Raw genomic sequence first — 25,572 nt, 5'->3', positions numbered from 1 at the left:
TCAGCCGGTATTGCGGAGACCGGACGCTACGCCCGCCACCGTCAGCTGGATGGCGAGCTTGAGCTGCGGATCGTCGTCGCCGGCGCGCCTGCGGGCCAGGAGCTCGACCTGCAGGTGGTTGAGCGGATCCACCACCTCCGCGGCCAGCGCGACTGACTCGGCCATCTCCGGGTGATTATCGAGCAGCCGCGTCCCGCCCCGGATCGCCAGCACCAGCTCGATCGCTTCGTCGTGCTCGGTGCGGATCTTCTCGAAGATCGCCTTCCCGCGCGGGTGCAGGCCCGCGTACTTGGCCGCGATCGCCATGTCGGACTGGGCCAGCGCCACCTCCATGTTGGAGACCATGGTCGCGAACACGTTGTCCTCGGCCAGGCCCTTCAGGTCGCCGAGCGACAGGCCCGCCTTCGCCACCCCGCCGGCGAGACCGAACCACGCCGGCAGCATGAAGCGCGCCTGCGACCAGGAGAACACCCACGGGATCGCCCGCAGGTCCTCGATCCGGCGGCTGGCGGTGCGCGAGGCCGGGCGGCTGCCGATGTTCAGGCCCACGATCTCGGAGATCGGCGTGGCGCCCCAGAAGAAGTCCTCGAACCCGGGGTCGTCGTAGACCAGCTCGCGGTAGGCGGCGAACGAGGCCTTGGACAGCGTCTCCAGCATCGGCGATGGCAGCGCGCCCTCGTCGTCGGGCCTCGCGCTGGCCATCAGGACGGCCGCGGCCAGGCTCTCCAGGTTGCGCCGCGCCGTGGGCTGGTCACCGAAACGGCGCGAGATCATCTCGCCCTGCTCGGTCAGGCGCAGGCGGCCCTTCACCGTCCCCGGCGGCTGCGCCAGCACGGCCTGGGCGGCCGGACCGCCGCCGCGCCCCACCGAGCCGCCGCGGCCGTGGAAGTACCAGAGGTCGTAGCCCCCGACCCGCGCCTGTGACGACAGCGTCTGGGCGGCCTTGGCCACGTTGTGCCGCGAGGCCACGTAGCCGCCGTCCTTGTTCGAGTCGGAATAGCCCAGCATCACCTCGCGCCAGCCGGGCTCGCCGAACAGCTGCGGCGGCAGGTCCAGCGCCAGCCACTGACGCAGCAGCTCGGGGCCGTGCTCCAGGTCGCCGATGGTCTCCAGCAGCGGCGTGATGCGGACAGCGCTGCGCCCCTTGTCCCCGCCCTGCACCAGGCCCGCCTGCTTCAGCAGCACCAGCGGCTCCAGGATGTCGGAGAGCGTGGCGGTCTTCGAGATGATGTAGCTCGAGAGCGCCTTTTCGCCGTAGAGCCGGACCACCTCGGCGGCGGCGTCCAGCGTGCCCAGCTCGCGCATCGTCTCTTCGGAATAGTCCAGGAACGGGGAGCGCAGCGGCCGGTCGTGGCTGAGCTCCTTGCTCAGCACCCGCACGCGCTCGGTCTCGTCCGAGCCCAGGTAGTCGATGTTCACCGAGGCGCGGACGTACAGCTCGTGGATCATCCGCTCATGCACGTCGGCGTTCTGGCGCAGGTCCAGCGACAGCAGGTGGAAGCCACAGGCCCGGGCCACGGCGATCAACGTGCGCAGCCGCGCGCCGATCACCCGGTCGCCCAGGTGCTTGCGGATCGACTGACGGATGGTCTCGAGGTCGGCGACGAAATCGGCGGCCGCGTCGTAGGGCCTGGCCTGGCTGCCCCAGGTCGTGCCCGCCAGCTTGTCGGTGGTGGCCGAGAGCCGGGCGGAGATCTCCTGCAGCGCCTGGCGGTAGGGTTCGTCCTGGCGGTGGACCGACATGTCGGGCGAGGACCCCGCGAGCGCCAGCACACCGGCGCTGGCCGGCGCCAGGTCGGAGGTGACGGCCAGGTCGAACCACAGCCTGCGCACCTCGTCGAAGTAGTGGTTCAGGATCAGCCGCGCCTGTGACCGCAGGGCCAGCTTCAGGGTCTCGCCGTTCACGCCCGGATGGCCGTCGCGGTCGCCGCCCAACCACGAGCCCAGGGTCAGCGGCGTGGCCGTCTCGAACCGCTCGCTCCAGCCGTCGTAGATCTCGACCATGGCGGGCAGGATCGAGCGGCGGACGATGGCCAGCGAGTTGCGGATTTCGTCGCCCGGCGTGATCCGCTCGGGTCGGTGCATCCGCGCCTTCCAGAGCAGCGCCACTTCGCGGAACAGGTCTTCGCGCAGCCGACGCTCGACGTGCGGCGGCAGGCGGTGGGTGCGCAGCGACATCAGCCGCGCGATCTCGGCCTCGCGCTCCACCACCGCCCGGCGGCGGACTTCCGTGGGGTGCGCCGTCAGCACCGGCGCCACGGCCATGCGCAGGATCAGCTTGCCGGCGGCCCGCTCGCCCACCCGGTCGGCGGCCTCGGCCAGGGTGCGCGGCAGCTCGCCCGGCAGCTCCTCGGCCTCGACGGAGCGCCTGCGGCCCGCCACGTCCTCCCCGAGGTTGGACAGCATCGAGGCGCAGGTGAAGGCCCGCGCCAGGTAGACGGCCTGATCGACGCGCAGGCTGGAGAACAGCGCCTCCAGCGCCTCCTCGTCGTCCTGCTGGGCCACGTCGCGGGCGCGCTTGACCAGGGCGGCGGCCTCGTCGCCGTCGAGGTAGTCGATGACCTCCTCGAGCAGGTCCTCGAGGTAGCGGACGGCTTCGCCCGCACTGCGCGGGACACCTGCGCCTGCGTTCTGCGGAGCCAGCTTCATTTCCATCAACGCGTCCCGCCCTTCGCACGTGCAGCAAGCATAGCGCATGGCCACGGCCCGTCAGCCAGGATCGCGCGGTGGAAGCGGGGCCAGTCGCGCTTTTTCCGCGGCCGCAGACGCGCGATCTCCAGCGCGCCGAGGCCCTGGGCGGCGTAGACCCCGGGCTGACGGCGCATGCGCTCGACGTCGGCCTCGATAGTGACGAACGCGATGTCGCGCCCCTGCAACTCCCGCATCTCGGCCACAGCGCGCTCATGGCCCCAGCCGAGCGCCCCCTGCCCCGTGTCGGCGACGATGCGGGCCAGGCGGAACAGCCGCCAATGCAGGGCGCCCAGCTCGCCCAGCGGATCGCCCGCGTAGACGCCGAGCTCGTCCGCCAGCTGCTCGGCGTAGGTCGCCCAGGCCTCCGAGTAGACGCCGAACCAGCGCTGCTTGGCCGGATCGGCCGACTGCAGGCTGGCCTGCAGCGCGTGGCCTGGGACCGTCTCGTGGAACGCGACGCTGGGCAGGGTCCAGGCCGGCCGCGCCCGGATCGCCTTCAGGTCGACGTAGTAGGCCGGCGGCTCGCGATAGCCGCCCCGGCCGCGGGCCTCGTCCTCGCGCGCCATCCGCCGAACCTGGGCGTCCGGCATGGCCAACTCACCGAACGCGTAGGCGAGCCTGGGCCGCAGCGCTGTGAGGCGGGTGTTCATATTGACCACGGCGCGTTCGCGGCCGGCGTCGTCATCGGCGTAGAGATGCCGCGGGTCCTCGGCCAGCCGCCGGATCCGCTCGGCGACCGATCCGTCGGCCAATCCGAGGCCGCGGAGCAGGAGGTCGGCGCGGCGTTGCCGTCTTCGCGCCTCGGCAATCGCCGCGCGATGTGCGGCCGCGGGATCCAACGGCCCGCCCCACGCCGCGGAGAGGGCTTCGCGATACGCCTCCGCCCCGGTCGCCGTTCGCGGCAGGGCCAGCGCGGCGGCGGTGGCGATCACGGTTCGGCGGGTCAGCATGTCGCTCCCATCTAGCCCTCCGAAATCACGAATGCTACCGGTGTCATCATGCAAATCGATCGCCGGACGCTGCTTTCCATGGCTTCCCTCGCCGCCGCCGGGCCGGCCGTCGCCGAGCCTGCGGACCCGACCGAGACCCTCGAGCTCTGGCCCGGCCGTCCACCCGGCGCGCCCGCCGTCCTGCCGGTGACGAAGATCACCGACCGCGTCGCCACCTCCGGCTTCCAGGACCGCTACGCCACCGACATCGGCGAGCCGCTGATGACCGTCTTCCGGCCCGCGAAGCCCAACGGCGCCGCAGCCTTGATCGCCCCCGGCGGCGGCTACATCCGCGTGGTGATCGACAAGGAAGGCTTCGAGATCGCGCGACGCCTGGCCGACGCGGGCGTCACCTGCTTCGTCCTGCGCTACCGCCTCCCCAAGGAAGGCTGGGCCAACCCAAGCGACGTTCCCCTCCAGGACGCCCAGCGCGCCATCCGCCTGATCCGCGCCGGCGGCGGCATCGACCCGAAGCGGGTGCTGGTTCTGGGCTGCTCGGCTGGCGGCCACGTCGCCGCCTCCCTCGCCACCGGCCACGCGCGCCATGTCTACGCGCCCGTCGACGCCGCCGACCGCCAGCCCGCACGGCCCGACCTGTCGATGCTGCTCTATCCGGTGATCGACATCGCTCCGCCCTTCGCCCACGCGGGCTCCCGGGAGGCCCTCCTCGGCCCCTCCCCCACGCCGCAGGCCGAGGCCAAGTATTCGCCCCATCGCCAGGTCACCGCCGACACCCCACCCACCTTCCTCGTCCACGCCGCCGACGACGCCTCGGTGCCGGTCGAGAACGCGCTGGGCTACCTCGCGGCCCTCCGCGCCGCCAAGGTCCCAGCCGAAGCGCACCTCTTCGAGGAAGGCGGCCACGGCTTCGGCATCCGTCTGGCTGAGGGCAAGCCCTGCGCCGCCTGGCCCGACCTGCTGGTGGCCTGGCTCGCCCGCCGCGGCTTCTTCAGGGCAGCCTAGCGGGCGTCGGGATGTAGGTCTTGTGGCAGCCGTTGCAGCTGTCGTAGAGCTGCCCGCCGATCTCGAACGCCTTCTCGGCGTCCCTCGCCTGGGCCGCGGCCTCGCCCTCCTTCGAGACGTCGATCATCATCTGGGCGAACTCGTTCCAGCGCCCCGGGCGGCTGTACTTCATCAGCTCGGGGCCCTTCGCCTGCAGGGTCTGGGCGCCCTTCACGGCGGCTTCCCAGCGCACCGCCGCCTGCGCCGGCGTCTCGCCCTCGGGCGGATCGTTACCGCCCGCCCAGAAGGCCAGCGCGCCGGGGTTCACGCCCGTCGCCATGATCGCTTGCACCGGCAGGTCGTGGTTCACGATCTGGGCGACGGCCCCGCCCGCGGCGAGCGCGGCGCAGGCGGCGAGCAGCAGGCGGACGCGCATTTGGAATCTCCGGTACGGCGCTGAGCCTAGGCAGAAAACCCTTCCCCTCAAAGCTAGGGTTGGGTCCGGAAGATCACTTCGCCCGGTCCAGCCAGTCGATCAGCGTCGTCATGTTCTGGATGTAGGTCCCCGTCGAGATCCCGATCACCGGCTTGTCGGTCGGGTACGGCGACGTGTCGGTCAGGTCGCCCACGTGGGTCGTGGCATAGTCGCCGTCGGGCGTCTTTGGCGGCGCGGCCCCCGTGTACGGATGGCTCGTCGCCACCAGCGGCGTCGGCCAGTAGCCCTCGCGGTTCAGCCCGGCCACCAGCTTCTGCGCCTGCGCCCCGTCCACCGCTTTGCCCGCCTGGACCTTCAGGTTCAGGTCCGAGGTCTCCAGATCGCGGGTCGCGAAGTACCTCGGCAGCGGGACCTGGTTCTTCGCCTTCAGCGGCGAGTCCTTCGTCACCGCCGCCGGGTCCGACGCCTTCAGCTTCTCGTAGCGGGCCCGCAGCTTGGTCACGTCGATCTTCCGATAGGCGCCGTAGTGCGCCAGCGTGCGCTCGGGGCTGTAGTCGGCGTAGTACTCCCCGTTCTCCACGTTCGAGCCGCGGCGATGGACGTAGAGCGGCCGGTCCGTCCCGATTTCGATGAAGGTCGGGTGCGTGCGCCCATCCGCCGTCGGCGTCGCCAGCTTCACCTTGTCCAGCCAGTCCAGCGCCTCGCCCACCCGCGCCAGGTACTTCGTCTCGCCGGTGAGCTCGTAGAAGTTCATCAGCTGGGCGACGTTGTTGGCCGTGGTGTGGGTGGCGAAGGCCTTCGGTTCGTAGGTGCGCGCGCCGGCCGGCTTCAGGTCGTCCGGCGTATGCTGCAGGCCCCAGGCCGGCTGCGGCTGGCCCTGCTGGGTGACGAGGAAGCTCCCCATCGCCCGGTTCACCGCCTCCAGCGCCCGCGCATCGCTCAGCACCTGATAGACCATGACCAGGAACTTGATGTTCTCGCCGGCCACGTCGTCGTTGAAGGTGATGTAGCTGGTGTAGTCCGGGTTGCCGTGGTGAACGAACTCGTGCTGCAGCGGGTAGCGCTGGGGCCAGCCGCCGACCGGATACTGGCTCGCAAGGACGAACCCGATCGCCTTCTCCAGCGCCGGCCGCCACTTCGGGTCGCGCTTCTCGACGTAGAGGCGCAGCAGGAACTGCATCGCCTCCGACGTGCCGGCGTCGTCGAAGGTGGCGTTGCCCCAGTGGTGCTGGAATTCCTCCATCCGCCAGGCGTTCTTGCCATAGGTGGCGTACCAGTCCTTCAGCGAAGCCTCGCCGCCGAAGTCGATCATGTAGTGCCAGCCGCCACTGGGATGCTGGCCCCAGATCAGCGCTTCGGCGGCCTGCTCGGCGGCGCGGTAGTAATATTCGTCGCCCGTCGCGTGGAAGGCGTCGAGGAACACGTGGCCCATGGTCGCCGTGCCGGGCGGCTGCACCCAGATCATGCTGGGCTTGGCCTCCAGCTCGCCCCAGCGGCGCTTCATGTCGGGCGTGTACGACCAGACGTAGCCGCCGTTCGTCGCCACCTTCTCGACCATGAAGGTCGTGGCGGTCTTCATGGCCGACAGCGTCTGCGCCTTGCTCGGCTGAGCCGCCGCGGCCCCTGCCAACACCAGAGCCACAGCGCCGATCACGCCGGCCAGCACGCCCCGCAACATCCACGTTCCCTTCCTCTTTGAATGGGATGTAGCGCGAAATGATACCGGTGTCATAGTGTCCGGAATGCAGAAGATAGGGCGGATTCCATGGTCCCCGAGCTTACCCGGCGAAACGCGATGGCGGCAGGCCTGGGGCTCGCGAGCCTGGCCTGGAGCGCACGCGCGGCGCCGCCCAAGGCCTCCCCGGTCGCGACGACAGCGCATGGGCGGGTGCGGGGCTACGTCGACGACGGGGTCCTGGCGTTCCGCGGAGTCCGCTACGGCGCCGACACCGGCCCCCGCCGCTTCCGGCCGCCGGCGGCGCCCGCGCCCTGGCGCAACGTCGCCGACGCCACGCGCTATGGCCCGGCCTCCCCTCAACGTGGCCGCGGCGACGAGCCCCGGAGCGAGGACTGCCTGTTCCTCAACGTCTGGACGCCGGCGCTGACCGGCCACCGTCCGGTGATGGTCTACTTCCACGGCGGCGCCTACTCGTCCGGCTCCGGCTCGGCTCCGCTGTACGACGGCGTGCGGCTCTGCAAGCGCGGTGACGTGGTGGTGGTGACCGTGAACCACCGCCTGAACGCCCTCGGCTACGCCTACCTCGGCCGCCTCGTCCCCGACCTCGCCGACAGCGGCAACGCGGGCCAGCTCGACCTGATCCTGGCGCTCAACTGGGTGCGCCAGAACATCGCCAACTTCGGCGGCGACCCCGACAAGGTGATGGTCTTCGGCCAGTCGGGCGGCGGGGCCAAGATCGCCACCCTGATGGCCACCCCCGCGGCCGCCGGCCTCTTCCATCGCGCCGCCACCATGAGCGGCCAGCAGGTCACCGCGTCCGGCCCCGGCAACGCCCACCGCCGCACGCTCGCCTGGCTGGACGCGCTGAAGCTGAAGCCCGAGCAGGCGGGCGAGCTGCGCACGCTGCGGGTCGAGCGCTTGGTCGAAGGCCTTGGCGCCGAAGACCCGGTCCTGGGTTTCGGCGGCCTCTACTTCGGCCCGGTGCTGGACGAGCGCTCGCTGAAGCGCCACCCGTTCTATCCGGACGCGCCTTCGCAATCGGCGGCGATCCCGATGATCATCGGCAACACCCACGACGAGACCCGCGCCTTCCTGGGGAACGACCCGACCAACTTCACCGTCGACTGGGCCGGCCTGCCCGGCAAGCTCACCCAGGCCAACATGCGGGTCGACATCGACGCCGCCACGGTGATCGCCGAGTACCGGCGCCTCTATCCGGCCTACTCGCCCAGCGACGTCCTCTTCGCCGCCACCACCGCCGCCCGCTCGTGGCGCGCCGCCATCATCGAGGCCGAGCAGCGTGCGAAGGCGGGGACACCGGCCTACGCCTACCAGCTCGACTACCCCGCCGGCGGCGAGCGCCTGCGCGCCCCGCACGCCAGCGACATCCAGCTCGTCTTCGACAACCTCGCCAAGCCCGGCGCCACGGCCAAAGGAGCCGATGCCCAGACGATGGCCGACCAGATGAGCGAGGCCTTCATCGCCTTCGCCCGCACCGGCGACCCGAACTGCCCCGCCATCCCCCGCTGGGAGCCCTACGCCCTGCGCCGCCGCCAGACGATGGTGTTCGACGTCCCCTCGCGCCTCGCCGACGACCCCCGCGGCGCCGAACGCCGGCTGTTCGAGAAGGTCCCGTTCGTCCAGGCGGGAACGTGAGGCCTACGCACATTCGCGTGAGCTTAACGACTGCCCGACGAATTCGCGCTCAACATAGCCTGGCCTGCGCACGACATGTCGTCAGGGCGCCGGCGAGGAGCACCGCATGAGCCGCCAACACCTGCTGCAGCTGACCCGCAAGCATCAGGACCTGGACGCCAAGATCCTCAAGGAAACCCGGAGCCCCAGCTCCGACGATCTGGCGCTGGCGGCGCTCAAGCGACAGAAACTCAAGCTCAAGGAACAGATCGCCCAGGTCGAGCGATCGCTCTAGCGGCCCAAGCCCTTCACTGAGCGCTCCACCGGCGCTCTCCCAAAATAGATCGTCATCCCCCGGCTTATCCGGGGGATCCATCCCACGGCGGCGATGCCGTGGAAGCGGGCCGCGCAGCGCGGCCCGCCGCAAGGCTTGCGGCGGCGCAACTTTGGATCCCCCGGACGCGTGCTTTGCGTTCGTTCGAGGCGTGTGCTTTGGAGACCGTCGCGCCCGCCGAGGCGCGCCCTTAGTCCCGGGAACGACATACGCAATTTGGGGGCGTCGGTGCGGAGATCCTACGTCACGTCAGGCGTGGGGCTGCTGGGCATGAGCTACGGGCTGGTCGCCATCTGCATCGGCATCACCAACAAGCGTCCCGGACCGACTCTGCTGGCGCTAGCGCCGGGCCTGGCAAAGGCCCTGCTGTCATTGGGGCTCGGCATCCTGGCCGCCGCGATCGCAACTGTCGCTCACCACCATCTCAGAGCCCGCCTGGGCGCGATCACGCAAACCTAGTCCGCCCGGGCAGGGCCGCCGGCGCACCTCCCCCGCGAAGCGGCGGGAGGGGGACCGCCCGCCGAGGTCGGCGCCAGCCGACCGTAGAGCGTGTGGTGGAGGGGGCGAGCCTCCTCAACGGAGTTCGCGACGGCTCATTCGATCCGCGCCGCCCTGAAGCTCGCCCCAAAGAGGCGCGGAGACTGGCGCCCGCGTCAAAAGCTGGCAAGGCCAGCGTGGCCGTCGTCAGCGGTCCGAGCTGGGCCGTGGCTCCTGAGGCACACGCGCGGTGTAGGCGATGGTGACCATGTTGCGCTCGACACGGCCGCCGAACTCGCGCTCGGCCACGTCCGCCACGCCGTCCAGCAGCCGGGCCCGCGCCTCGGGCTCCAGCCGCGCGACCGGCGAGTAGGTGGCGTAGAGCGCCCGCACGCCGGCCGGATCCAGCTCCAGCGTCCAGCTCTCGCGGCCGACGTCCACGTCCACGAAGCCCGCGGCCCGCAGGTCCGTCCGCCGAACCTCGACGTCGAGCGCGAACGGGACGCGGCCGGCGAGGCCTGCCGATGGACTCTCCTCGGGCGTGCGCATGATCTCCAGCGTGGCGTCGTGGAACGCGTCGGCGCGCTCAGGATCGCCGTAGACGTTCCACACCATCGCCCACGCGCCGCCCGGGCGCAGAGCGGCCGCGGCTGCGGCGAGGCCCTCGTCCTGGTCCAGCCAGTGGAAGGATGTGAAGGCGCAGCCCAGGTCGAAAGCCCCGGCCGGCAGGACCGCGTGTTCGAATGGCCGCCGCAGCACCTCAAGCCGCGACGACGGCAGGCGCGCCTCCAAGTAGTCCGCCAGGCGGACATCGGGCTCTATCGCTGTCACCGCCGCTCCGCGCGCCAGCAGCTCCTGTGTGCCGATGCCGGTGCCGGCCCCCACTTCGAAGACGCGGCAACCGGCCGCGAGGCCGCAGCGCTCGGCCAGCAAGGCCCAGACCCAGTCGGGGTAGCCCGGTCGCGCGCCGTGATACCGGGCCGGATCGGCGCCAAAGACCTCGCGGCCGTGGCGCCGGTCCATGCTGCCCATCAGATCGCCTGCGCGACGCGTTCCGACAGGTCGACGCGGTCGTCCTTGAGGCGCTCGGCCACCAGGAACGCGAGTTCCAGCGCCTGCTCACCGTTCAGCCGCGGGTCGCAGTGGGTGTGGTAGCGGTCGGCCAGGTCGCCCTCGGTCAGCGCACGTGCCCCGCCCAGGCACTCGGTCACGTTCTGGCCGGTCATCTCCAGGTGCACGCCGCCGGGATGGGTCCCCTCGGCCATGCAGATATCCACGAAGGACTTCACCTCGGAGAGGATGCGGTCGAACGGCCGGGTCTTGTAGCCGTTGTTGGCCGTCAGCGTGTTGCCGTGCATCGGATCGACGGCCCAGACGACGTTGCGGCCCTTGGTTGCGTTCAGCAGGCGCGGCAGGCGGTCGGCGATCTTGTCGGAGCCGAAGCGGCCGTAGAGCGTGAGCCGGCCCGGCTCGTCCTTGGGGTTCAGCACTTCGATCAGCCGGTTGAGCTCATCGCCTTCCAGCGTCGGGCCGACCTTCACGCCGATCGGATTCCTGATACCGCGGAAGAACTCCACGTGCGCGCCGTCCAGCTGGCGCGTGCGCTCGCCGATCCAAAGCAGGTGGGCCGAGGTGTCGTACCATTCGCCCGAGGTGCTATCGACCCGGGTCATGGCCTCCTCGTAGCCCAGCAACAGACCCTCGTGGCTGGTGAAGAACTCTACCCGATGCATCTCGGGATGGGTCTCGGGCGTGACCCCGATGGCGGCCATGAAAGTCAGCGCCTCGGAGATCTTCTCCGACAGCTCGCGGTAGCGGGCGCCCTGCGGGCTGTCGTTCACGAAGCCCAGGGTCCAGCGGTGGATGTTGTAGAGGTCGGCGTAGCCGCCGCCCGCGAAGGCGCGCAGCAGGTTCAGGGTCGACGACGACTGGCCGTAGGCCTGCATCAGCCGGTTCGGGTCGGGCGTGCGGCTCTCGGGCGTGAAGTCCATGCCGTTGATGTTGTCGCCCCGGTAGGACGGCAGCTCGACGTCGCCGATCTTCTCCACCGGCGAAGAGCGCGGCTTGCCGAACTGGCCGGCCATGCGGCCCACCTTCACGATCGGCTTGCCGCCCGCGAAGGTCAGGACCACCGCCATCTGCAGGATCAGGCGGAAGGTGTCGCGGATGTTGTCCGCCGCGAACTCCTTGAAGCTCTCGGCGCAGTCGCCGCCCTGCAGCAGGAAGGCCTTGCCGGCCGCCACGTCGCCCAGGAGGCTCTTCAGCCGGCGCGCCTCGCCGGCGAACACCAGGGGCGGCATCTTGCGGAGCTGGGTCTCGACGCGCGAGAGCTCGGCCAGGTCCGGGTAGTCGGACGGGATATGCTTCGCGGGCTTGCCCCTCCAAGATGCGGGCGTCCAGTGTTCGATCATCGGTTTCAACTCGAGAACCGCCGGTTGTTCGACGGGCCGCGCGTTTTACTCGACAAGGCCCGGAGCGTCGATGGGCCTTGGCCGTGGTCAGTCGGCCACGTCGTCGCGTCCTTCCGCATCCGCCAGGGCGGCGATCACCGCGGCCAGGGCGCCGAGCGCCAGCCACCACTCCTGCCAGACGCCGAAGCTGACGGCGCCGAAGAAGACATAGACGGCGGCGGAGGCCGCCGCGCCGGCGGCGACCAGGCTGCGTTCGCCGCGCGCAAGCCTTCGGAAGGCGAAGACCCAGACCAGGGCGGCGGCGGAAACGCCGAGAAGGCCAAGCTCCAGCCAGAGCTGCAGCGGGCCGTTGTGCGGATGAAGCTGGATGTGCGGGCTGAAGGCGCGGCTCGCATCCAGGCCCCAGCCGCGCCATGGGTGCTCGGAGATGCGCGCCAGCGCGTAGTTCCAGTAGCCGACCCGCTGGGCCCAGGACTCCGGCAGCTGCTGGCCGAGACCTAGCGGGCGGATGGCCAGGATGATCAGCGGCATGCCGACTATCAGCAGCGCCGTCGCGACGCCGAACGCCCTTGGCGCGGAGCGCGGCCACACCAGCACCATGCCGCCCACGCCCATGGCGAGCGCGACGGCCAGGGTCGGCGCGTCGGTCAGGAAGTGGCTGGCCAGGAGCGCCGTCCCTGCGGCCATCGGTAGCGCAAGCCACGCCGGGGCGCCGGCCCGGATCCCGCCGGCCAGCGCTACCGGCCACAGTAGCGCCAGCGCAAAACTGCCCTGCGCGATGTTCTTCTGCGCCAGGTCCGGGCGGATGGGATCGTCCAGGGCGTTGCGCAGCGCCTGGTAGATGCCCGCGCCCGTGAACGCTTCGATCAGCAGGACCACGCCGTAGAGGGCGAGCCCCCACGCAAAGATGAGCAACGTCAGCCGCCGCAGCCCCGGGTCGACCCGTTTGGCGGCCCACCAGGCGGCCCAGTAGAGCGGCGCCTGCAATGCCAGCTTCAGGGCCGTGTAGTCCTCGAGCTCATCCGGCTTGTGTGGGCTCCATAGCGTTGAGAGCGCCGCCCAGGCGACGACGAACAACAGCACGACCGCCAGCGGAGCCTCGCGGCCGCTGATCCGGAGCGCCGGCAGGCACAGGAGGCCGGCGAGCCCAACCAGCGGCGCGAAGCCCAGCGGGCCCAGCCAGGCGAATAGCGGCGTGAAGGCGGCCGCCACGGCCAGGACCCAGCCGCACCAAATCCCCAGCCTGTCCCGCGTCGGGGCCGCCTCGCTCATGCGCGCCTGATACGGGGCTTCGGCGCGCTACGCCACCGCGCCCAGCGCAGGCGGCATGTACTTCTCGCGCATGGTGACCAGTTCCTCCGCCAGCGTCGGGTGCACCGCGCAGGTGGCGTCCCACTGCGGCTTGGTCACGCCCATCTTCAGCGAGATGGCGGCCATCTGGATGATCTCGCCGGCGTCCGGCCCCACGACGTGGCAGCCCAGGATGCGCTCGCTCCCCTGCTCCACCACCAGCTTGATCAGCGCCCGCTGTTGGCCGCCGTAGAAGGTCTCCTTCATCGGCCGGAACTTGGAGAGGTAGATGTCCACCTTGCCGTGCTTGTGCCGGGCGTCGGCCTCGGAGAGACCCACCGAGCCCACCTGCGGCTGCGTGAAGACCGCCGAGGCGACCATGTCGTGATCGAAGGTGGTGGGGTTGTCGTAAAAGACCGTCTGGGCGAAGGCCGCGCCCTCGCGAATCGCCACCGGCGTCAGGTTGATGCGGTCGGTGACGTCGCCAACGGCCCAGATGTTGTCGACGTTGCTACGGGAATACGCATCCACCTTGATGGCGCCCGTCTCGGTCAGCGCGACGCCGGCCGTGTCCAGGCCCAGGTCGTCGGTGTAGGGCACGCGGCCGACGGCGAACATGACCACGTTGGCCTCGAGGTTGTGGCCGTCGATGCAGTGGGCGATCAGGCCATCCGGGGTCTTCTCGATCCGGTTGAGCTGCGAGCCGAGGCGGATGTTGATCCCGGCGGCTTCCATCTCTTCGGCCACATGGCTGCGGATGTCGTCGTCGAAGCCGCGCAGGACGTTTGGGCCGCGGTGGACGACGGTCGTGTCCACGCCCAGGCCATTGAAGATACAGGCGAACTCGAGTGCGATGTAGCCGCCGCCCACGACGACCGCCCGCTTTGGCAGCTGCTCCAGATGGAACGCCTCGTTGGAGGTGATCGCATGCTCGATGCCGGGCAGGTCGTGCGGCATCCAGGGTCGGCCGCCGGTGGCGATCAGGATCTTGTCGGCGGTGACGCGGCCGTGGCCTTCCACTTCGACCGTGTGGCGGTCCACGAGGCGGGCCTTGCCGTGGACGAGCTCGGCGCCCGCGTTTTGCAGGTTGCGGACGTAGATGCCGGACAGGCGCGCGATCTCGTTGTCCTTGGCCATCAGGAAGCGGGGCCAGTCGAAGCTGGGCTCGGGGACAGTCCAGCCGTAGCCCCGGGAGGTCTCGAAATGCTTCGAATATTCCGAGGCATAGACCATGAACTTCTTGGGCACACAGCCGCGGATCACGCAGGTGCCGCCGACGCGGTGCTCCTCGGCCACCAGCACCTTGGCGCCGCTCATGGCCGCCAGGCGCGCGGCGCGCACCCCGCCCGAGCCGGCGCCGATGACGAAGAGGTCGTAGTCGTAGTCCGCCACCGGCGACTCCTAGGGTTCGAGCTGGATCACGCCGTCGGGCGTGCCGACCAGCGCGCGATCGGCCAGGTCGAGGAACAGGCCGTGGTCGACCACGCCGGTGACGCTCTTCAGCGCCGCCGCCAGGGCCGCCGGTTCCTCGATCCGGCCGCAATGAGCGTCATAGATAAGGTTTCCGCCGTCGGTTCTTACAGCCTGGCCGTCCTTGCGCCTAAGCATCGGGGCGATGCCGATATCGCATTCCGCCAGCGCGTCGCAGATCCGCTCGGCCGTGGTCTTGTGCCCAAACGCCACCACCTCGATCGGCAAGGGAAATTTTCCCAGTATTTTCACGCTCTTGGCGGCGTCCGCTATCACGACGCACGACTTCGACGCCTCCCACACCAGCTTCTCGCGCAGCAGCGCCGCGCCGCCGCCCTTGATCAGTGACAGGCCGGGCCCGATCTCGTCGGCGCCGTCGACGGTGAGGTCGATGCCCTTGGTCTCGCCGAGCTCGCCCAGCCGGATACCGAGGCTCGCGGCCAGATCGGAGGTGGCCTGCGAAGTCGGCACGCCCAGGATGTCCAGCTTCCGCTCGGCGAGCGCGCGGACGAACCAGGCCGCCGTCGAGCCGGTACCCAGGCCCACGACCATGCCGGCCTCCACCAACGCCGCTGCGGCTTCCCCGGCGGCGCGCTTCTGAGCGTCTGGATCGGTCATTTCTTCGCCTTGGCCTTCTTCGCACTCATCGCCTCGCGGAAGCGCGCGGCCCAGCCCGGCTTCTCGGCCTGCAGCCCGCGGCCCAGCGCCAGCGCGTCGGCCGCCACGTCTCGGGTGATCACCGAGCCCGAGCCGGTGTAGGCGCCCGCCCCGATGGTCACGGGCGCCACCAGCGCCGAGTTCGAGCCGATGAAGGCGCCCTCGCCCACGTGGGTGTCGTATTTGAAGAAGCCGTCGTAGTTGCAGAAGATCGTGCCAGCGCCGATGTTCGCGCCCGCGCCCACCGAACCGTCGCCGAGATAGGCCAGGTGGTTGGCCTTGGCGCCCTTGCCGATCATGACCTTCTTCACCTCAACGAAGTTCCCGATGTGGGCTTCCTCGCCGATGTCGGCGCCCGGCCGCAGGCGGGCGTAGGGGCCGATCAGGGCGTCCTCGCGCACCACGGCGCCCTCCAGGTGGCTGAACGCCCGGATCACCGCGCCCGTGGCCACCTTCACGCCGGGCGCGAAGACCACATAGGGTTCGACGGTGGCGCCGGCGGCGATCTCGGTGTCCCAGGAGAAGAAGACCGTTTCGGGCGCCGTCATGGCGACGCCCTCGGCGAGGAAGAAGGCGCGACGCCGCTTCTGGAACTCGGCCTCGGCCTGGGAGAGCTGCATCGGCGTGTCGGCGCCCATCACCGCGGTCTCGGGCGCCACGTGGGCGCGGACCAGCAGGCCCTCGTGCACCGCCTCGGCGATGATGCCGGTGAGGAAGTACTCCTTCTTCGGGTTGTCGTCGGTCAGCCGTGACAGCCAGCGGAACAGGTCCCTGCGGCCCGCCAGGTACATGCCGGCGTTGCACAGCTTGACCGCCCTGACCTCCTCGTTCGCCTCGCTGGGCTCGACGATGCGCAGGACGTGGCCGTCGGCGCCGCGCAGCACGCGACCGTAAAGCAGCGGATCCACCGGCTCGAACCCCAAGAGCGCCAGCGCCGCACCGCCCCGGCGCAGTGTGAACAGCGGCTCGAGGTCCTGGGCCGTGAGCAGCGGCGGGTCGGCGTTGACCACCAGCACGTCGCCGTCGAAGTCGGCCAGCGCCGCCTCGGCGCACATCACCGCGTGGCCTGTGCCCTTCGGCGGGTCTTGGACCACCACAGCACTCTCGCCCAGGCGGTCGACCACCAGCTGGCGGACCTCGGGGATCGTGCCGACGACCACGTGGATGCGCTCGCAGCCCGCCGCCTGCACGGTGTCGATGATCCGGTCGAGCAGCCGGCGGCCGCCCACCCGGTGCAGCACCTTGGGCGTCTTGGACTTCATCCGCGTGCCGTGGCCGGCGGCCATGATCACGGCGGCTCTGGCGGTCATGCAGCTCTCCCCACGGCAGCGCGAGTCTTCGAACGCCCACCGCTTAGCAAGCCTTGTGAGCCGGCGCGACAACCGGCTAGCGTCCGCGCCGTCCTGTCGGGGAGTCTCCATGAAATCTCGTTCGCGTCTGGCCGCCCTCTTCACCGCCGTGGCCGTCGTGGCCCTCGCTCCGGCCGCCGGGCAGGCCGCGCCCGACAAGGCGCTGGAGGCCAGGTTCGACACGATGATCGACCCGGCCGAGATGGGCGGCTGGCTGAAGACCATGGCCGCCGGGCCGATCCACGTGGGCGCGCCGCACAACAAGAAGAACGCCGAGATGACCCTGACCCAGTTCAAGAGCTGGGGCTGGGACGCCAAGATCGAGACGTTCTGGGTGCTGTACCCGACGCCGAAGGAGGTGGCGCTGGAGCTGACGACCGGCGCCGGCGCGCCATTCAAGGCGACGCTCTCCGAGCGGCCCGTCCCCGGCGACGAGACCTCCAGCCGGACCCAGGACGAACTGCCGGCCTATGTGGCCTTCCAGGGTGACGGCGACGTCACGGCCCCGCTGGTCTACGTGAACTACGGCATGCCGGCCGACTACGACGCGCTCGAGCGCATGGGCGTTTCGGTGAAGGGCAAGATCGTCATCGCCCGCTACGGCGGCGGCTGGCGCGGCCTCAAGCCCAAGCTGGCCCAGGACCACGGCGCGGTGGGCGCGATCATCTATTCCGACCCGCGAGACGACGGCTACGCCATCGACGACGTCTATCCGAAGGGCGCCGCACGGCCGGCCCAGGGCTTCCAGCGCGGCTCGGTCATGGAGCTGCCGACCGCGCCGGGCGATCCGACCACGCCGGGCTACGGCTCCACCAAGGACGCCAAGCGCATGGCGCGGGAAGACGCCGCGACGATCCTCAAGATCCCGACCCTGCCGATCTCGTACGGCGACGCCCAGGTCCTGCTGCAGGCCCTCGACGGGCCGGTGGCCCCAGCCGCCTGGCGGGGCAGCCTGCCGATCACCTATCACGTGGGCGGCGGCGACGCGGCGAAGGTCCACCTGAAGGTGGTCTCCGACTGGAGCCTGAAGCCTGTCTACAACGTCATCGCGACCCTGAAGGGCCGGCAGAAGCCCGACGTCTGGATCGTGCGCGGCAACCACCGCGACGGCTGGGTGTTCGGGGCCACCGACCCGCTCTCGGGCCATGTGGCGATGATGGCCGAGGCCAAGTCCATGGGCGCGCTCGTCAAGGCCGGCTGGAAGCCGAAGCGGACCATCGTCTACGCGAGCTGGGACGGCGAGGAGCCGGGCCTGCTGGGCTCCACCGAATGGGCGGAGACCCATGCCGCGGAGCTCAAGAAGAAGGCGCTCGTCTACATCAACTCGGATTCCAACGCCCGCGGGTTCCTGGGCGTGGGCGGCAACCACGCGCTGCAGCACTTCGTGAACGCGGTGGCGGCCGACGTCACGGACCCGCAGACCGGCGTCTCCATCCGCGATCGCCTGCGCGCACGCCTGGCCGTGCAGGGCGCCGAGCCGGGCGCCAATCCACGCGCCGTGGCGCTGGGCAAGATCGCCGGCGATCCGGCCCGCGATCTGCCGATCGAGGCCTTGGGCTCCGGCTCGGACTACTCCGCCTTCCTGCAGAACCTGGGCCTCGCGAGCCTCAACGTCGGCTTCGGCGACGAGGGCGAGTCGGGCGGCGTCTACCACTCGGCCTACGACACCTATGAGCACCACAGCCGCTTCGTGGACCCCGGCCACGCCTACGCTGGCGCACTCGCAAAGATCACCGGCCGGATGGTCCTGAGGATGGCCGACGCCGAAACGCCCGTGCAGCGCTACGCCGACGTCGCCGACACGGTCGCCACGTACCTCGACGAGGTGAAGAAGCTCGCCGTCACCCGCAGCGACGAGGCCCAGGTGCGCTCCCGCCTGCTGGCCGGCGGCGCGTTCAAGCTCTCGGACGACCCCACCATGTCGCGCGGCGACCCCGCGCCGTTCCCGGCCTCGCCGCGGATCGACTTCAGCCGTCTCGATGCGGCGCTCGCGAAGGTGAAGGCCAGCGCCTCGGCCTTCGACCAGACCCTGGCCTCGAAGGCGGCGTCACTGACCCCCGCCCAGAAGACCAGGCTCGACGCGGCCCTGCTGCCGCTGGAGCAGCGGCTGCTGCGCGACCAGGGCCTGCCGTTCCGGCCCTGGTACAAGAACATGATCTACGCGCCCGGCCGCTTCACGGGCTACGGCGCCAAGACCTTGCCGGGCGTGCGCGAGGCGATCGAGGAGCGCCGCTTCGACGACGCGTCCACCTACATCGGGCTGACCGCCGAGGCGCTCAGCGACTACGCCGCCGGCCTCGACACGGCGACCGCGGTGCTGAATGGCAACTAGGCCCCTCGACGGCGCGGTGATCGCCTTCGACCTCGACGGCACGCTGGTCGACACCGCGCCCGACCTGATCGGAACGGTGAACCACCTGCTGGCCCAGGAGGGCCTGTCGCCGCTGGCGCTGGAGGCGGCGCGGCCCTTCATCGGCCACGGCGCGCGGCCGCTCATCCAGCGCGGCTTCCAGGCCGCCGGCCAAGTGGTGCATCCCACCCGCCTGCAACAGCTCTTCGAGCGGTTCATCCCGCACTACCTGGGCCGTATCGCGCAGGAGAGCCGGCCGTTCCCGGGCTGCATGGCGGCGCTCGACGCGCTGGCGGCCGAGGGCGCGAAGCTGGCGGTGTGCACGAACAAGCCCACGGACCTGTCGGTCGCTCTTCTCGAGGCCTTGGACCTCGCACCGCGCTTCGCCGCGATCGTGGGCCCGGACGCCGCGGGCGCCGCGAAGCCTGATCCGCGGCACCTGCACGCCGCCGTGGACGCCGCCGGCGGAACCATGGACCGCACGATCCTCGTCGGCGACTCCGGGACCGACGCGGGCGCCGCCCGGGCGGCCGGGGCGGGGCTGATCCTCGTCAGCTTCGGCTACACCGACATCCCGGCCGCCGACCTCAGCCCCGACGAACTGATCCACAGCTTCGACGACCTACCCGCCGCCTGCCTGCGGCTGTTGAGCGCTTGCGGCGCGCAAACGGGTCCGCTATAGCGCGCCACTTCCTGCGGCGGATGCGTAGCTCAGCGGGAGAGCACCTCGTTCACACCGAGGGGGTCACAGGTTCAATCCCTGTCGCATCCACCATTCCTCCCTGAAATCGGTAAACTTTTTGGCGATCATGGGTTCGCACCCATCATCACGCCCACCAATCGGCAAGGTGCGGAAGATGGACTGGATCTTGGCCGGCGCGTCCCGCGTGGCGCTTATTGGCGCCGTCGTATTTGCTACTTCGGGTCCCGGCTCACCATCAGCGGACAAGCCGGCCGTGAGCTCAGCGTGCGGGTCGGCCATGCCGGGGTGTCGCTCGTACTGGACCATCCGAAGGCCAAGCCAAACCGTCAGGGCGAGTGGCAAACCCGCGACGGCGCCGCGGACACGTTACAGCTGACCATCGGCCAGCTCGGCGCGAACGCCGGCTACCAGGCCATTTGGTGCGACACGGACCCGGCCGAGCTCGAGTCGCAACTGACCGACATCGGCCTCGACATCCTCATCGCCGGCGAGGCCGCCTATCGGGCGGAGCGGCAACGCCGCTACGAATGGGACTTGGAGCAGCGCGAGCGGCTCGCGGCCGAGCTTGCGGCGCGCCGCGCGGAGGCCGAACGGCGGGCCCGCGAGCAGCGCGCGGCGGAAGCACAGGCGCGCCGTGAGCTGTTGTTCTCCCAGGCCCAGGCTTGGCGGACGGCCCGCGATATCCGTGGGTTCGTCGCGGACGTGCGAGGCGCCGCCGACGGACAGACGGAGGCTTGGGCCGCGCTTGCCGAAGCCGACGCGCTTGATCCTGTGACCGCCGGGTCGTCTAGCGCTACCGCCGCACACGGGGGGCCCGAGGCGGACGACCGTTGACTTCGCACCGGGCCCCCGGGGGCCTCAATACGAGGGCGTAGGCTGCTGCCGAGCTTGGGCAGGCGATGCTCTACGTGCAGAACGTCGCCGGCGCCAACGCCAATGTCGACCGCATCTAGCGCAGGACCGACGTACTGCGCCTTGTCCTGCGCTCGCGTCCCTTGCGGCGTCCACAGGTCTGGGTTGGGCGGAGCCTACGGTCTCGACCAATGCCTCAGTCGTCCGCGACCTTGGCCCGATCGCGCCCAACCCCGCAGTGAGGCGGCCCGATGCAGGTCTGCTATGCAGACCTTGCGACCGCCGCTGCTGGCGGCAGCGACCAAGGCGCGCCACCTCAAGCTCTCGGCTAGGGCGGCGGATGATGGCCCCGCTCGGGGATCGTGAAGTCCGGCATCGTCGTGGGGTGGCTCCGAATGTCCCCGGACATGCACTTCAGGCGCAGGTCGCCGAAGAACACCGGGTCGGGCGGCAGGGAGGACCTCACGTCGGCGACGAGCCCGGTGGCGATATCGAAGCTGAACTCACGCTTAAGCGGCCGCCACTCGAAGGCCCGGGCGTCCAGGGAAACGTCGAAGCGCAGTGTCCATTCGTCTGCCGCCGGCGAAACGGCCCAGCCTGGCGCCGGGTTGAGGAATTCACCGTCCGCCGCGCCGGCGCCTGAGATCGTCAGGCGCATTGCGGTGAGGCCAGGCCGGCGCTCCAGCAATTCCGAGATGATGTGCCAGCGGCCGTAGAAGATCAGGAGTTCTTCCATCCGCGCCTCCTAGGGCTCGAGCCCGGTGCGGCGGGTGAATGCGCTGGAGAAGCCGCCGCTTCCGTTGAACTGCCCCAGCACGCCGCGCCACGCCGTCAGCCTCGCGCCAAACCGCCGCTCGACCTGCTGCCGGTTCGCGGGGTTGTACTGCCCCCAATGGAGGACCCCGCCCATGTTCGGGTTCAAAGCAAGTTGGGTGGCGTACTCCACCATATCCTCGCTGCCGCTCATGTCCTTGAGACCGGCCACCTCGACCGCGCAGGACCTGTCCCATAGCTGCATGCCGAGGGTCGCCTGCGTCGGGCCCATGAACCGCAGGGAGGCATAGCCGAGGAACGACTTGCCACGGAGTTCCTGCTGGATCTCGAAGGCGATCAGGGCGTCGATGAAGGCGATCAGACGGCTGTCGTTCGCGTCGAAGAAGACCTCCACGGACGCCACATTGTGCTGGCAGCTCTGGTCCAGATAGTCGTGGCCATCCATCACCGCGTAGCTGCGCGCGCAGTAGTCCTGGTCGCCCTGCATCGCCTGGAAGACGCCGTAGGCGATCAGTTGCCAGGCGAAGAGCCCGGCCGCGCGCTTGATGGGGTCCGGCTCGTTCGGGTCCAGGAGCTTGTTCTTGATGGCCTCCAGCGCCTCGCCCAACCGGTCGTCGGCGTCGAAGGCCTCCAGAAGCTCCTTAATCAATAGCGCCACCAGCGCCAGCGCCCCCAGCATCGTCAGCAGCCCCGCGCCGCCGGCGGCAGCGACCGCGGCGATGCCTGCGCCCACGGCGGCGCCGTTGCTCTCCACGAAGTCCTTGATCTCCTCGTAGACGTACTCCAGCACGCCATGGAGGAAGCTGCCGCTGGAACAGATGCGCTCGAGGAGCGACCCGCTGCCGGCGCGTTCGGGATGGTCTTCATCCGGGGCGTACGGATGCGTCTTGCCGGCCTTGTCGAAGACCAGCGGCGCGCCCGCCGGGCTGACGACCGAGCCGACCCGCTGGGTCAGCCCCTGCGGGCCCATCGCCAAGGGGACCTGCCAGCGTTTCGTCACGCCCACGAGATTGCGCTGGAAGTTCAGGTGCGGCGTCAGGCAGACCACGACCTGCAGGAAGCGCTGAGGCGGGTCCGGCGGCTGGCCCAGCGGGTCCTGGAAGAGGCCCGGATTGCCAGCCGAGTTCGCGTTGATCTGATGCTTGACGTCCTGCCACAGGTGCAGCCGGCGTCGTTCCCACAGCGAGTACTGCGGCGTCGCCCGCACCACCACGGAGTAGATGATCCCGAACCGGCCCACAGCGACCCGCACCGCATTCAGGACGTTGTTGTCGCGGATGACGTGGAACTTTGAGGGACCGCCGAACTCGGGCGCGCCATAGAGCGCGCGCAACTTCGCATCGTCGGTGAGATGCGGGTGGTAGCGCTGGTCGTCGACGCCCTCGATCCAGTAGTGGTCGCCGCCGTCGGCCACCAAGTGGACCGCCACCACGCTGTCGGCGACCGCGCCGCGGTCGAAATCGCCGCCGTGGGTTCCCGTGCTGAAGGCCCCCACCACGGTCTGACCGCCCGCGCCGCCGAGGGTCTCGAACGCCCATGGACCGGCGAAATGCGACGTCCCCGAAATCTGCCGGATGTAACCGCCCAGCGTCTTGGGATCGTCACACTGATCGATCTGCTCCATCTCGGCGTAGGCCTGGTAGATGCGCTTGCCGCTTTCGAAGTGGATCAGCGTCCCGTAGCGGGCGGGCCAGGCTTCGTCCTTCATCCTCTCCAGGACTGTCGGATGCAGGCAGCCCGGCACGACGTCCGTGAGCGTGCGGTCCATGGCCTGGACCTGGTCCTGAGGATCATGGCTCTCAATGAAGACGTCATCGCTGATCGCCGCCTCGGACAGCGCCCAATGGCTGCCGGCTGCGCGAAGACGCGATTGCGGCGGCCGATCGCGGCAGAGCTCGATGACCTCTGCCAGGCTGGCAGGATAGTCGACCTCGGAAACCTGGTTCAGAAGGACCGTTCGCGGATCGTCGTGGAAGCGCGTCCAGCTGCGGTTGTACTCGCGGTGCATCCCGGCGCCCTCCTCCGCCGCAACCGCCCCCGCCTGAGCCTAGGTCGGACCATGGGCAGGATGCAAACGGTGGAACGGTTGCAAGGCCGGGGAGATGCGCAAGCCGTCGTCTGGGACGCGCCAGCTGCGGTCGCTCGTCAGCGTGGCTCGAACGACCCCTTCACCATCCAGAGCATCATCGCCGCGTGGGCTTCGCGCGCCCGCGCCGGCGGGCCGGAGATGAAGAACTCGCTGCCGCTGAAGCTCTTGCGCTCGGTCCAGCGAACCGTCTCATCGACGGCGGCGCGCAGGCGTTCGCGCACGCGAGCGCGGGCGGCCTTAGCCGCGAAGATCACATAGGTCGCATCATCCACAGCCGCACCCCAAGTTCTGGTCATCATTGAGCCCGAACGGGGGCGCTTCGCGCCAGTGAAATCGCTGAGGTTTCACAGTTTTTTGGCGCGGTGTGCTGCGCTTGCGACGGCGCGCTTCGCATAACGACACATCGGCGCGGACGCCCCATAGCTATCGCGGAGTTCGCGGTGTAGCCCCGGCAGGACTCGAGCCCGCAACCCGCAGATGCGCCGCAGGCCACGTCCGTCAGCTCCGCCTCCGTGCCCCCAGGTTCTGGAGACGAGTTCCCGGACAAAACCGGCCGGGTCTCCGCCGGCTATTCGCGCAAGGCGGCTACGGCCCTTGGGCCTCAAGCGCGTCGACAATGGCGGCGGCCTCCGCGAAAGCCGTGTTGGCGGCCGGGACCCCGCGTAGACCGCGGTCTCCAGCAGCACTTCCTTGAGCTCGTCCTGCGTGAAGCCGCCCTGCTCCAGGCCGGCGCGCACGTGCAGGCGAAACTCCTCCCAGCGGCCCAGAGACGCGGTCATGGCTACGACCAGCAGCCGCCGGGTGCGATGGTCGAGACTGGGGCGACCCCAGACCTCGTGCCAGGCGTAGCGGGTGATCATCGCCTGGAAGTCGGCGTTGAAGGGCGTGCGCGACGCCAGGGCGCGATGGACCCAGGCGTCGCCCAGCACCTGGCGGCGCACCGCAAGGCCGGCGTCGAAGAGCGTGTCGCGCGCGTCGACTACGGCGTCGCTGGCGCCACGAAGCAGGAGGGCCTCGACGGCGCTGGAGAAGGCGGCGGGCGCCTCCAGGCACGGCAGGTGTGCGGCGTCGAGCCTTGCGACCTCGGCGCCCGCGATGGCCGCGGCGATGCGGCCACCATGCGGTCGCGGTAGGGCTCGGGCACGGAACAGGCGATGAGGTCCAGCGGGATCAGCGGATCGTCCGGGAAGTACATCTGGGTCGCCAGCCGCGTCGCGAACGCCGGCCCCAGCAGCGACAGGTGGATGTGCGACGGCCGCCAGGCGTTGTCATGGTCGCCCCACGGGTATGCGCCCGGCCGCACGGTGACGAACTCGTGGCGCCCCTCGTCGTCGGTGATCACCCGGCCCATGCCCGTGAAGTTCGGGTCGATCGGCGCGTCCCACTGGTCCTTGGCGTGGATGTAGCGGCCCGCCGCGTTCGCCTGCCAGATTTCGATCATGGTGTTCGCCACCGGCCGGCGCCGCTCGTCCAGCACCTGCCCCGCCACGACGATCCGCTGGCCCAGCGGGACGCCGGCGTGCTGCGCGGTAAGGTCCGCCATCGCCGGACCCATGAGTCGGCCCAAGTCGTGCGGCCCTGTCGTCTCGGTCAGGGTCTGCGGGATGCGCACCAGCGGCTGCGAGGGCGAACGCAGGACCGTGGACTTGTACGGGGGTACAGCGACGGCGGCTGGCCCGCGTCGTCGCGCGCATACTCGTCGGGCTCAGCCATTCCGTTCCATCTCCGCCCGCGATCCCGCGGAGCCTACATCCTCCAGACCAGGGTGACGCCATAGGTCCTGGGCGGCGCGTACGGCACCAGCACCTGCCGGTAGGGCGCGAAGGCCGTGACGTAAGTGGCCACCAGCTCGTCGGTGAGGTTCTTGCCCCACACGGCCACCTGCCAGCGCTTGTCGGGCGAGGTCAGGGACACGCGCGCATCGACGTTGATGTAGCCTTCCTGCTTCTGCGTCGCGATGTTCGAGCCCTCGAAGAACATGTGCGCCTGGTTCGTGTAGTCGACGCGGCCCAGCGCCTCCCAGCCCTGGATGTCGACGCTATACTGCGCGGCGAGGTGGATCTTGTCCTTCGGCGAGCGCGGCAGGTCGTTGCCGGTGAAGTTGCCCGTGGCGCCGGTGGCGAAGCTGGTGAACTCGGCGTCCAGATAGCCGTAGGCCGCCTCGAGTTGCAGCCCCGGGATCGGCCGCGCCACCAGTTCGACCTCGAGGCCCTCGATCTCGGCGGTCGCGGCGTTGCCGACCACCACACAGCAGAGCGGCACCAGCTGCGAGACCTGCAGGTCCTTGTACTCGGTATGGAACACCGAGAGGTTCACCTGCAGGCGCTTGTCCAGCCACTGGGTCTTGGCGCCGCCCTCGTAGCTCCAGGCGTACTCGGGGTCGTACGGCGTCGACTGGCTGACGCCCGAGCCGGCGATGCCCTGGAAGCCGCCGCTCTTGAAGCC

Annotated in this window: 22 protein-coding genes, 1 tRNA gene and 1 pseudogene; 8 read left to right on the top strand and 16 right to left on the bottom strand. The window is 70.1% G+C overall.

Annotated elements, in window-relative coordinates:
- Positions 1-2,655, bottom strand: coding sequence for a phosphoenolpyruvate carboxylase (gene ppc, locus VGD44_RS08675; RefSeq protein ID WP_331085936.1), 2,655 nt, complete (start codon positions 2,653-2,655; stop codon positions 1-3).
- Positions 2,655-3,641, bottom strand: a complete 987-nt coding sequence (locus VGD44_RS08670; protein WP_331085934.1) for a DUF885 family protein — start codon at positions 3,639-3,641, stop codon at positions 2,655-2,657. The genes ppc and VGD44_RS08670 overlap by 1 nt, the downstream gene beginning before the upstream one ends.
- A gap of 78 nt (positions 3,642-3,719) precedes the next feature.
- On the opposite strand from VGD44_RS08670, the gene VGD44_RS08665 reads away from it, so the two are divergent.
- On the top strand, positions 3,720-4,643 hold the full coding sequence (locus VGD44_RS08665; protein ID WP_331085932.1) for an alpha/beta hydrolase: 924 nt from the start codon (positions 3,720-3,722) through the stop codon (positions 4,641-4,643).
- Here the strand turns inward: VGD44_RS08665 and VGD44_RS08660 are convergent.
- On the bottom strand, positions 4,630-5,058 hold the full coding sequence (locus tag VGD44_RS08660) for a hypothetical protein (protein ID WP_331085930.1): 429 nt from the start codon (positions 5,056-5,058) through the stop codon (positions 4,630-4,632). The two genes, VGD44_RS08665 and VGD44_RS08660, sit on opposite strands and share 14 nt — an antisense overlap.
- Positions 5,059-5,131: 73 nt before the next feature.
- On the bottom strand, positions 5,132-6,736 hold the full coding sequence (locus VGD44_RS08655) for a pectate lyase (protein ID WP_331085928.1): 1,605 nt from the start codon (positions 6,734-6,736) through the stop codon (positions 5,132-5,134).
- 87 nt (positions 6,737-6,823) lie between these two features.
- On the opposite strand from VGD44_RS08655, the gene VGD44_RS08650 reads away from it, so the two are divergent.
- From VGD44_RS08650 to VGD44_RS08640, 3 genes are all read left to right on the top strand, one after another.
- The gene (locus VGD44_RS08650; RefSeq protein ID WP_331085927.1) at positions 6,824-8,392 is read left to right on the top strand and encodes a carboxylesterase/lipase family protein; all 1,569 of its coding nucleotides are present in this window, start codon (positions 6,824-6,826) and stop codon (positions 8,390-8,392) included.
- Positions 8,393-8,498: 106 nt separating this feature from the next.
- A complete protein-coding gene (locus VGD44_RS08645) occupies positions 8,499-8,666 on the top strand; it encodes a YdcH family protein (RefSeq protein ID WP_331085925.1) in 168 nt (55 codons plus the stop codon).
- A 267-nt stretch (positions 8,667-8,933) separates the two neighbouring features.
- Entirely contained in the window at positions 8,934-9,164 is a 231-nt protein-coding gene (locus tag VGD44_RS08640) for a MotA/TolQ/ExbB proton channel family protein (protein WP_331085923.1), read from the top strand.
- Positions 9,165-9,389: 225 nt separating this feature from the next.
- On the opposite strand, the gene VGD44_RS08635 is transcribed toward VGD44_RS08640, so the two are convergent.
- The 6 genes from VGD44_RS08635 to glmU all read right to left on the bottom strand — a co-directional run bounded on the left by VGD44_RS08635 (position 9,390) and on the right by glmU (position 16,320).
- On the bottom strand, positions 9,390-10,214 hold the full coding sequence (locus VGD44_RS08635; protein ID WP_331085921.1) for a class I SAM-dependent methyltransferase: 825 nt from the start codon (positions 10,212-10,214) through the stop codon (positions 9,390-9,392).
- Positions 10,214-11,593, bottom strand: coding sequence for a class II 3-deoxy-7-phosphoheptulonate synthase (locus VGD44_RS08630; protein ID WP_331085919.1), 1,380 nt, complete (start codon positions 11,591-11,593; stop codon positions 10,214-10,216). Before VGD44_RS08630 ends, VGD44_RS08635 begins: the two co-directional genes overlap by 1 nt.
- Positions 11,594-11,680: 87 nt before the next feature.
- Entirely contained in the window at positions 11,681-12,865 is a 1,185-nt protein-coding gene (locus VGD44_RS08625) for an O-antigen ligase family protein (protein ID WP_331085917.1), read from the bottom strand.
- 27 nt (positions 12,866-12,892) lie between these two features.
- Positions 12,893-14,275, bottom strand: a complete 1,383-nt coding sequence (gene gor, locus VGD44_RS08620; protein WP_331085915.1) for a glutathione-disulfide reductase — start codon at positions 14,273-14,275, stop codon at positions 12,893-12,895.
- Between the two features lie 9 nt (positions 14,276-14,284).
- Positions 14,285-14,971: a ribose-5-phosphate isomerase RpiA gene (rpiA, locus tag VGD44_RS08615; protein ID WP_331085913.1), complete on the bottom strand. Its 687-nt coding sequence runs from the start codon at positions 14,969-14,971 to the stop codon at positions 14,285-14,287.
- Positions 14,968-16,320, bottom strand: a complete 1,353-nt coding sequence (gene glmU / locus VGD44_RS08610) for a bifunctional UDP-N-acetylglucosamine diphosphorylase/glucosamine-1-phosphate N-acetyltransferase GlmU (protein ID WP_331085911.1) — start codon at positions 16,318-16,320, stop codon at positions 14,968-14,970. The genes rpiA and glmU overlap by 4 nt, the downstream gene beginning before the upstream one ends.
- Before the next feature lie 109 nt (positions 16,321-16,429).
- Between glmU and VGD44_RS08605 the strand changes: the two genes are divergently transcribed.
- The 4 genes from VGD44_RS08605 (at position 16,430) to VGD44_RS08590 (ending at position 20,246) form a co-directional block, all read left to right on the top strand.
- Positions 16,430-18,691, top strand: a complete 2,262-nt coding sequence (locus VGD44_RS08605) for a transferrin receptor-like dimerization domain-containing protein (RefSeq protein ID WP_331085909.1) — start codon at positions 16,430-16,432, stop codon at positions 18,689-18,691.
- Positions 18,681-19,391 carry a phosphoglycolate phosphatase gene (gph, locus tag VGD44_RS08600; RefSeq protein ID WP_331085907.1) on the top strand — a complete coding sequence of 237 codons (711 nt, stop codon included), beginning with the start codon at positions 18,681-18,683 and terminating at the stop codon, positions 19,389-19,391. The genes VGD44_RS08605 and gph overlap by 11 nt, the downstream gene beginning before the upstream one ends.
- A gap of 18 nt (positions 19,392-19,409) precedes the next feature.
- A tRNA-Val gene (locus VGD44_RS08595) sits at positions 19,410-19,484 on the top strand.
- Positions 19,485-19,676: 192 nt separating this feature from the next.
- Positions 19,677-20,246: a hypothetical protein gene (locus VGD44_RS08590; RefSeq protein ID WP_331085905.1), complete on the top strand. Its 570-nt coding sequence runs from the start codon at positions 19,677-19,679 to the stop codon at positions 20,244-20,246.
- Between the two features lie 346 nt (positions 20,247-20,592).
- Here VGD44_RS08590 and VGD44_RS08585 read toward each other — a convergent pair whose 3' ends face one another.
- The 6 genes and pseudogenes from VGD44_RS08585 to VGD44_RS08560 all read right to left on the bottom strand — a co-directional run.
- Entirely contained in the window at positions 20,593-21,000 is a 408-nt protein-coding gene (locus VGD44_RS08585) for a hypothetical protein (RefSeq protein ID WP_331085902.1), read from the bottom strand.
- A gap of 9 nt (positions 21,001-21,009) precedes the next feature.
- On the bottom strand, positions 21,010-23,046 hold the full coding sequence (locus VGD44_RS08580; protein ID WP_331085900.1) for a hypothetical protein: 2,037 nt from the start codon (positions 23,044-23,046) through the stop codon (positions 21,010-21,012).
- Between the two features lie 137 nt (positions 23,047-23,183).
- Positions 23,184-23,423, bottom strand: a complete 240-nt coding sequence (locus tag VGD44_RS08575) for a hypothetical protein (protein ID WP_331085898.1) — start codon at positions 23,421-23,423, stop codon at positions 23,184-23,186.
- 48 nt (positions 23,424-23,471) lie between these two features.
- A complete protein-coding gene (locus tag VGD44_RS08570) occupies positions 23,472-24,056 on the bottom strand; it encodes a carboxymuconolactone decarboxylase family protein (RefSeq protein ID WP_331085896.1) in 585 nt (194 codons plus the stop codon).
- A gap of 182 nt (positions 24,057-24,238) precedes the next feature.
- Positions 24,239-24,840, bottom strand: a pseudogene (locus VGD44_RS08565) (protocatechuate 3,4-dioxygenase subunit beta); the annotation flags it as partial.
- 33 nt (positions 24,841-24,873) lie between these two features.
- Positions 24,874-25,572, bottom strand: a 699-nt coding sequence (locus VGD44_RS08560; RefSeq protein ID WP_331085894.1) for a TonB-dependent receptor, incomplete at its 5' end; no start/stop codon positions are given.

This window comes from Phenylobacterium sp., from assembly GCF_036402295.1.
Classification (GTDB): domain Bacteria; phylum Pseudomonadota; class Alphaproteobacteria; order Caulobacterales; family Caulobacteraceae; genus Phenylobacterium.
This window is presented reverse-complemented; position numbering and strand designations above follow the sequence as displayed.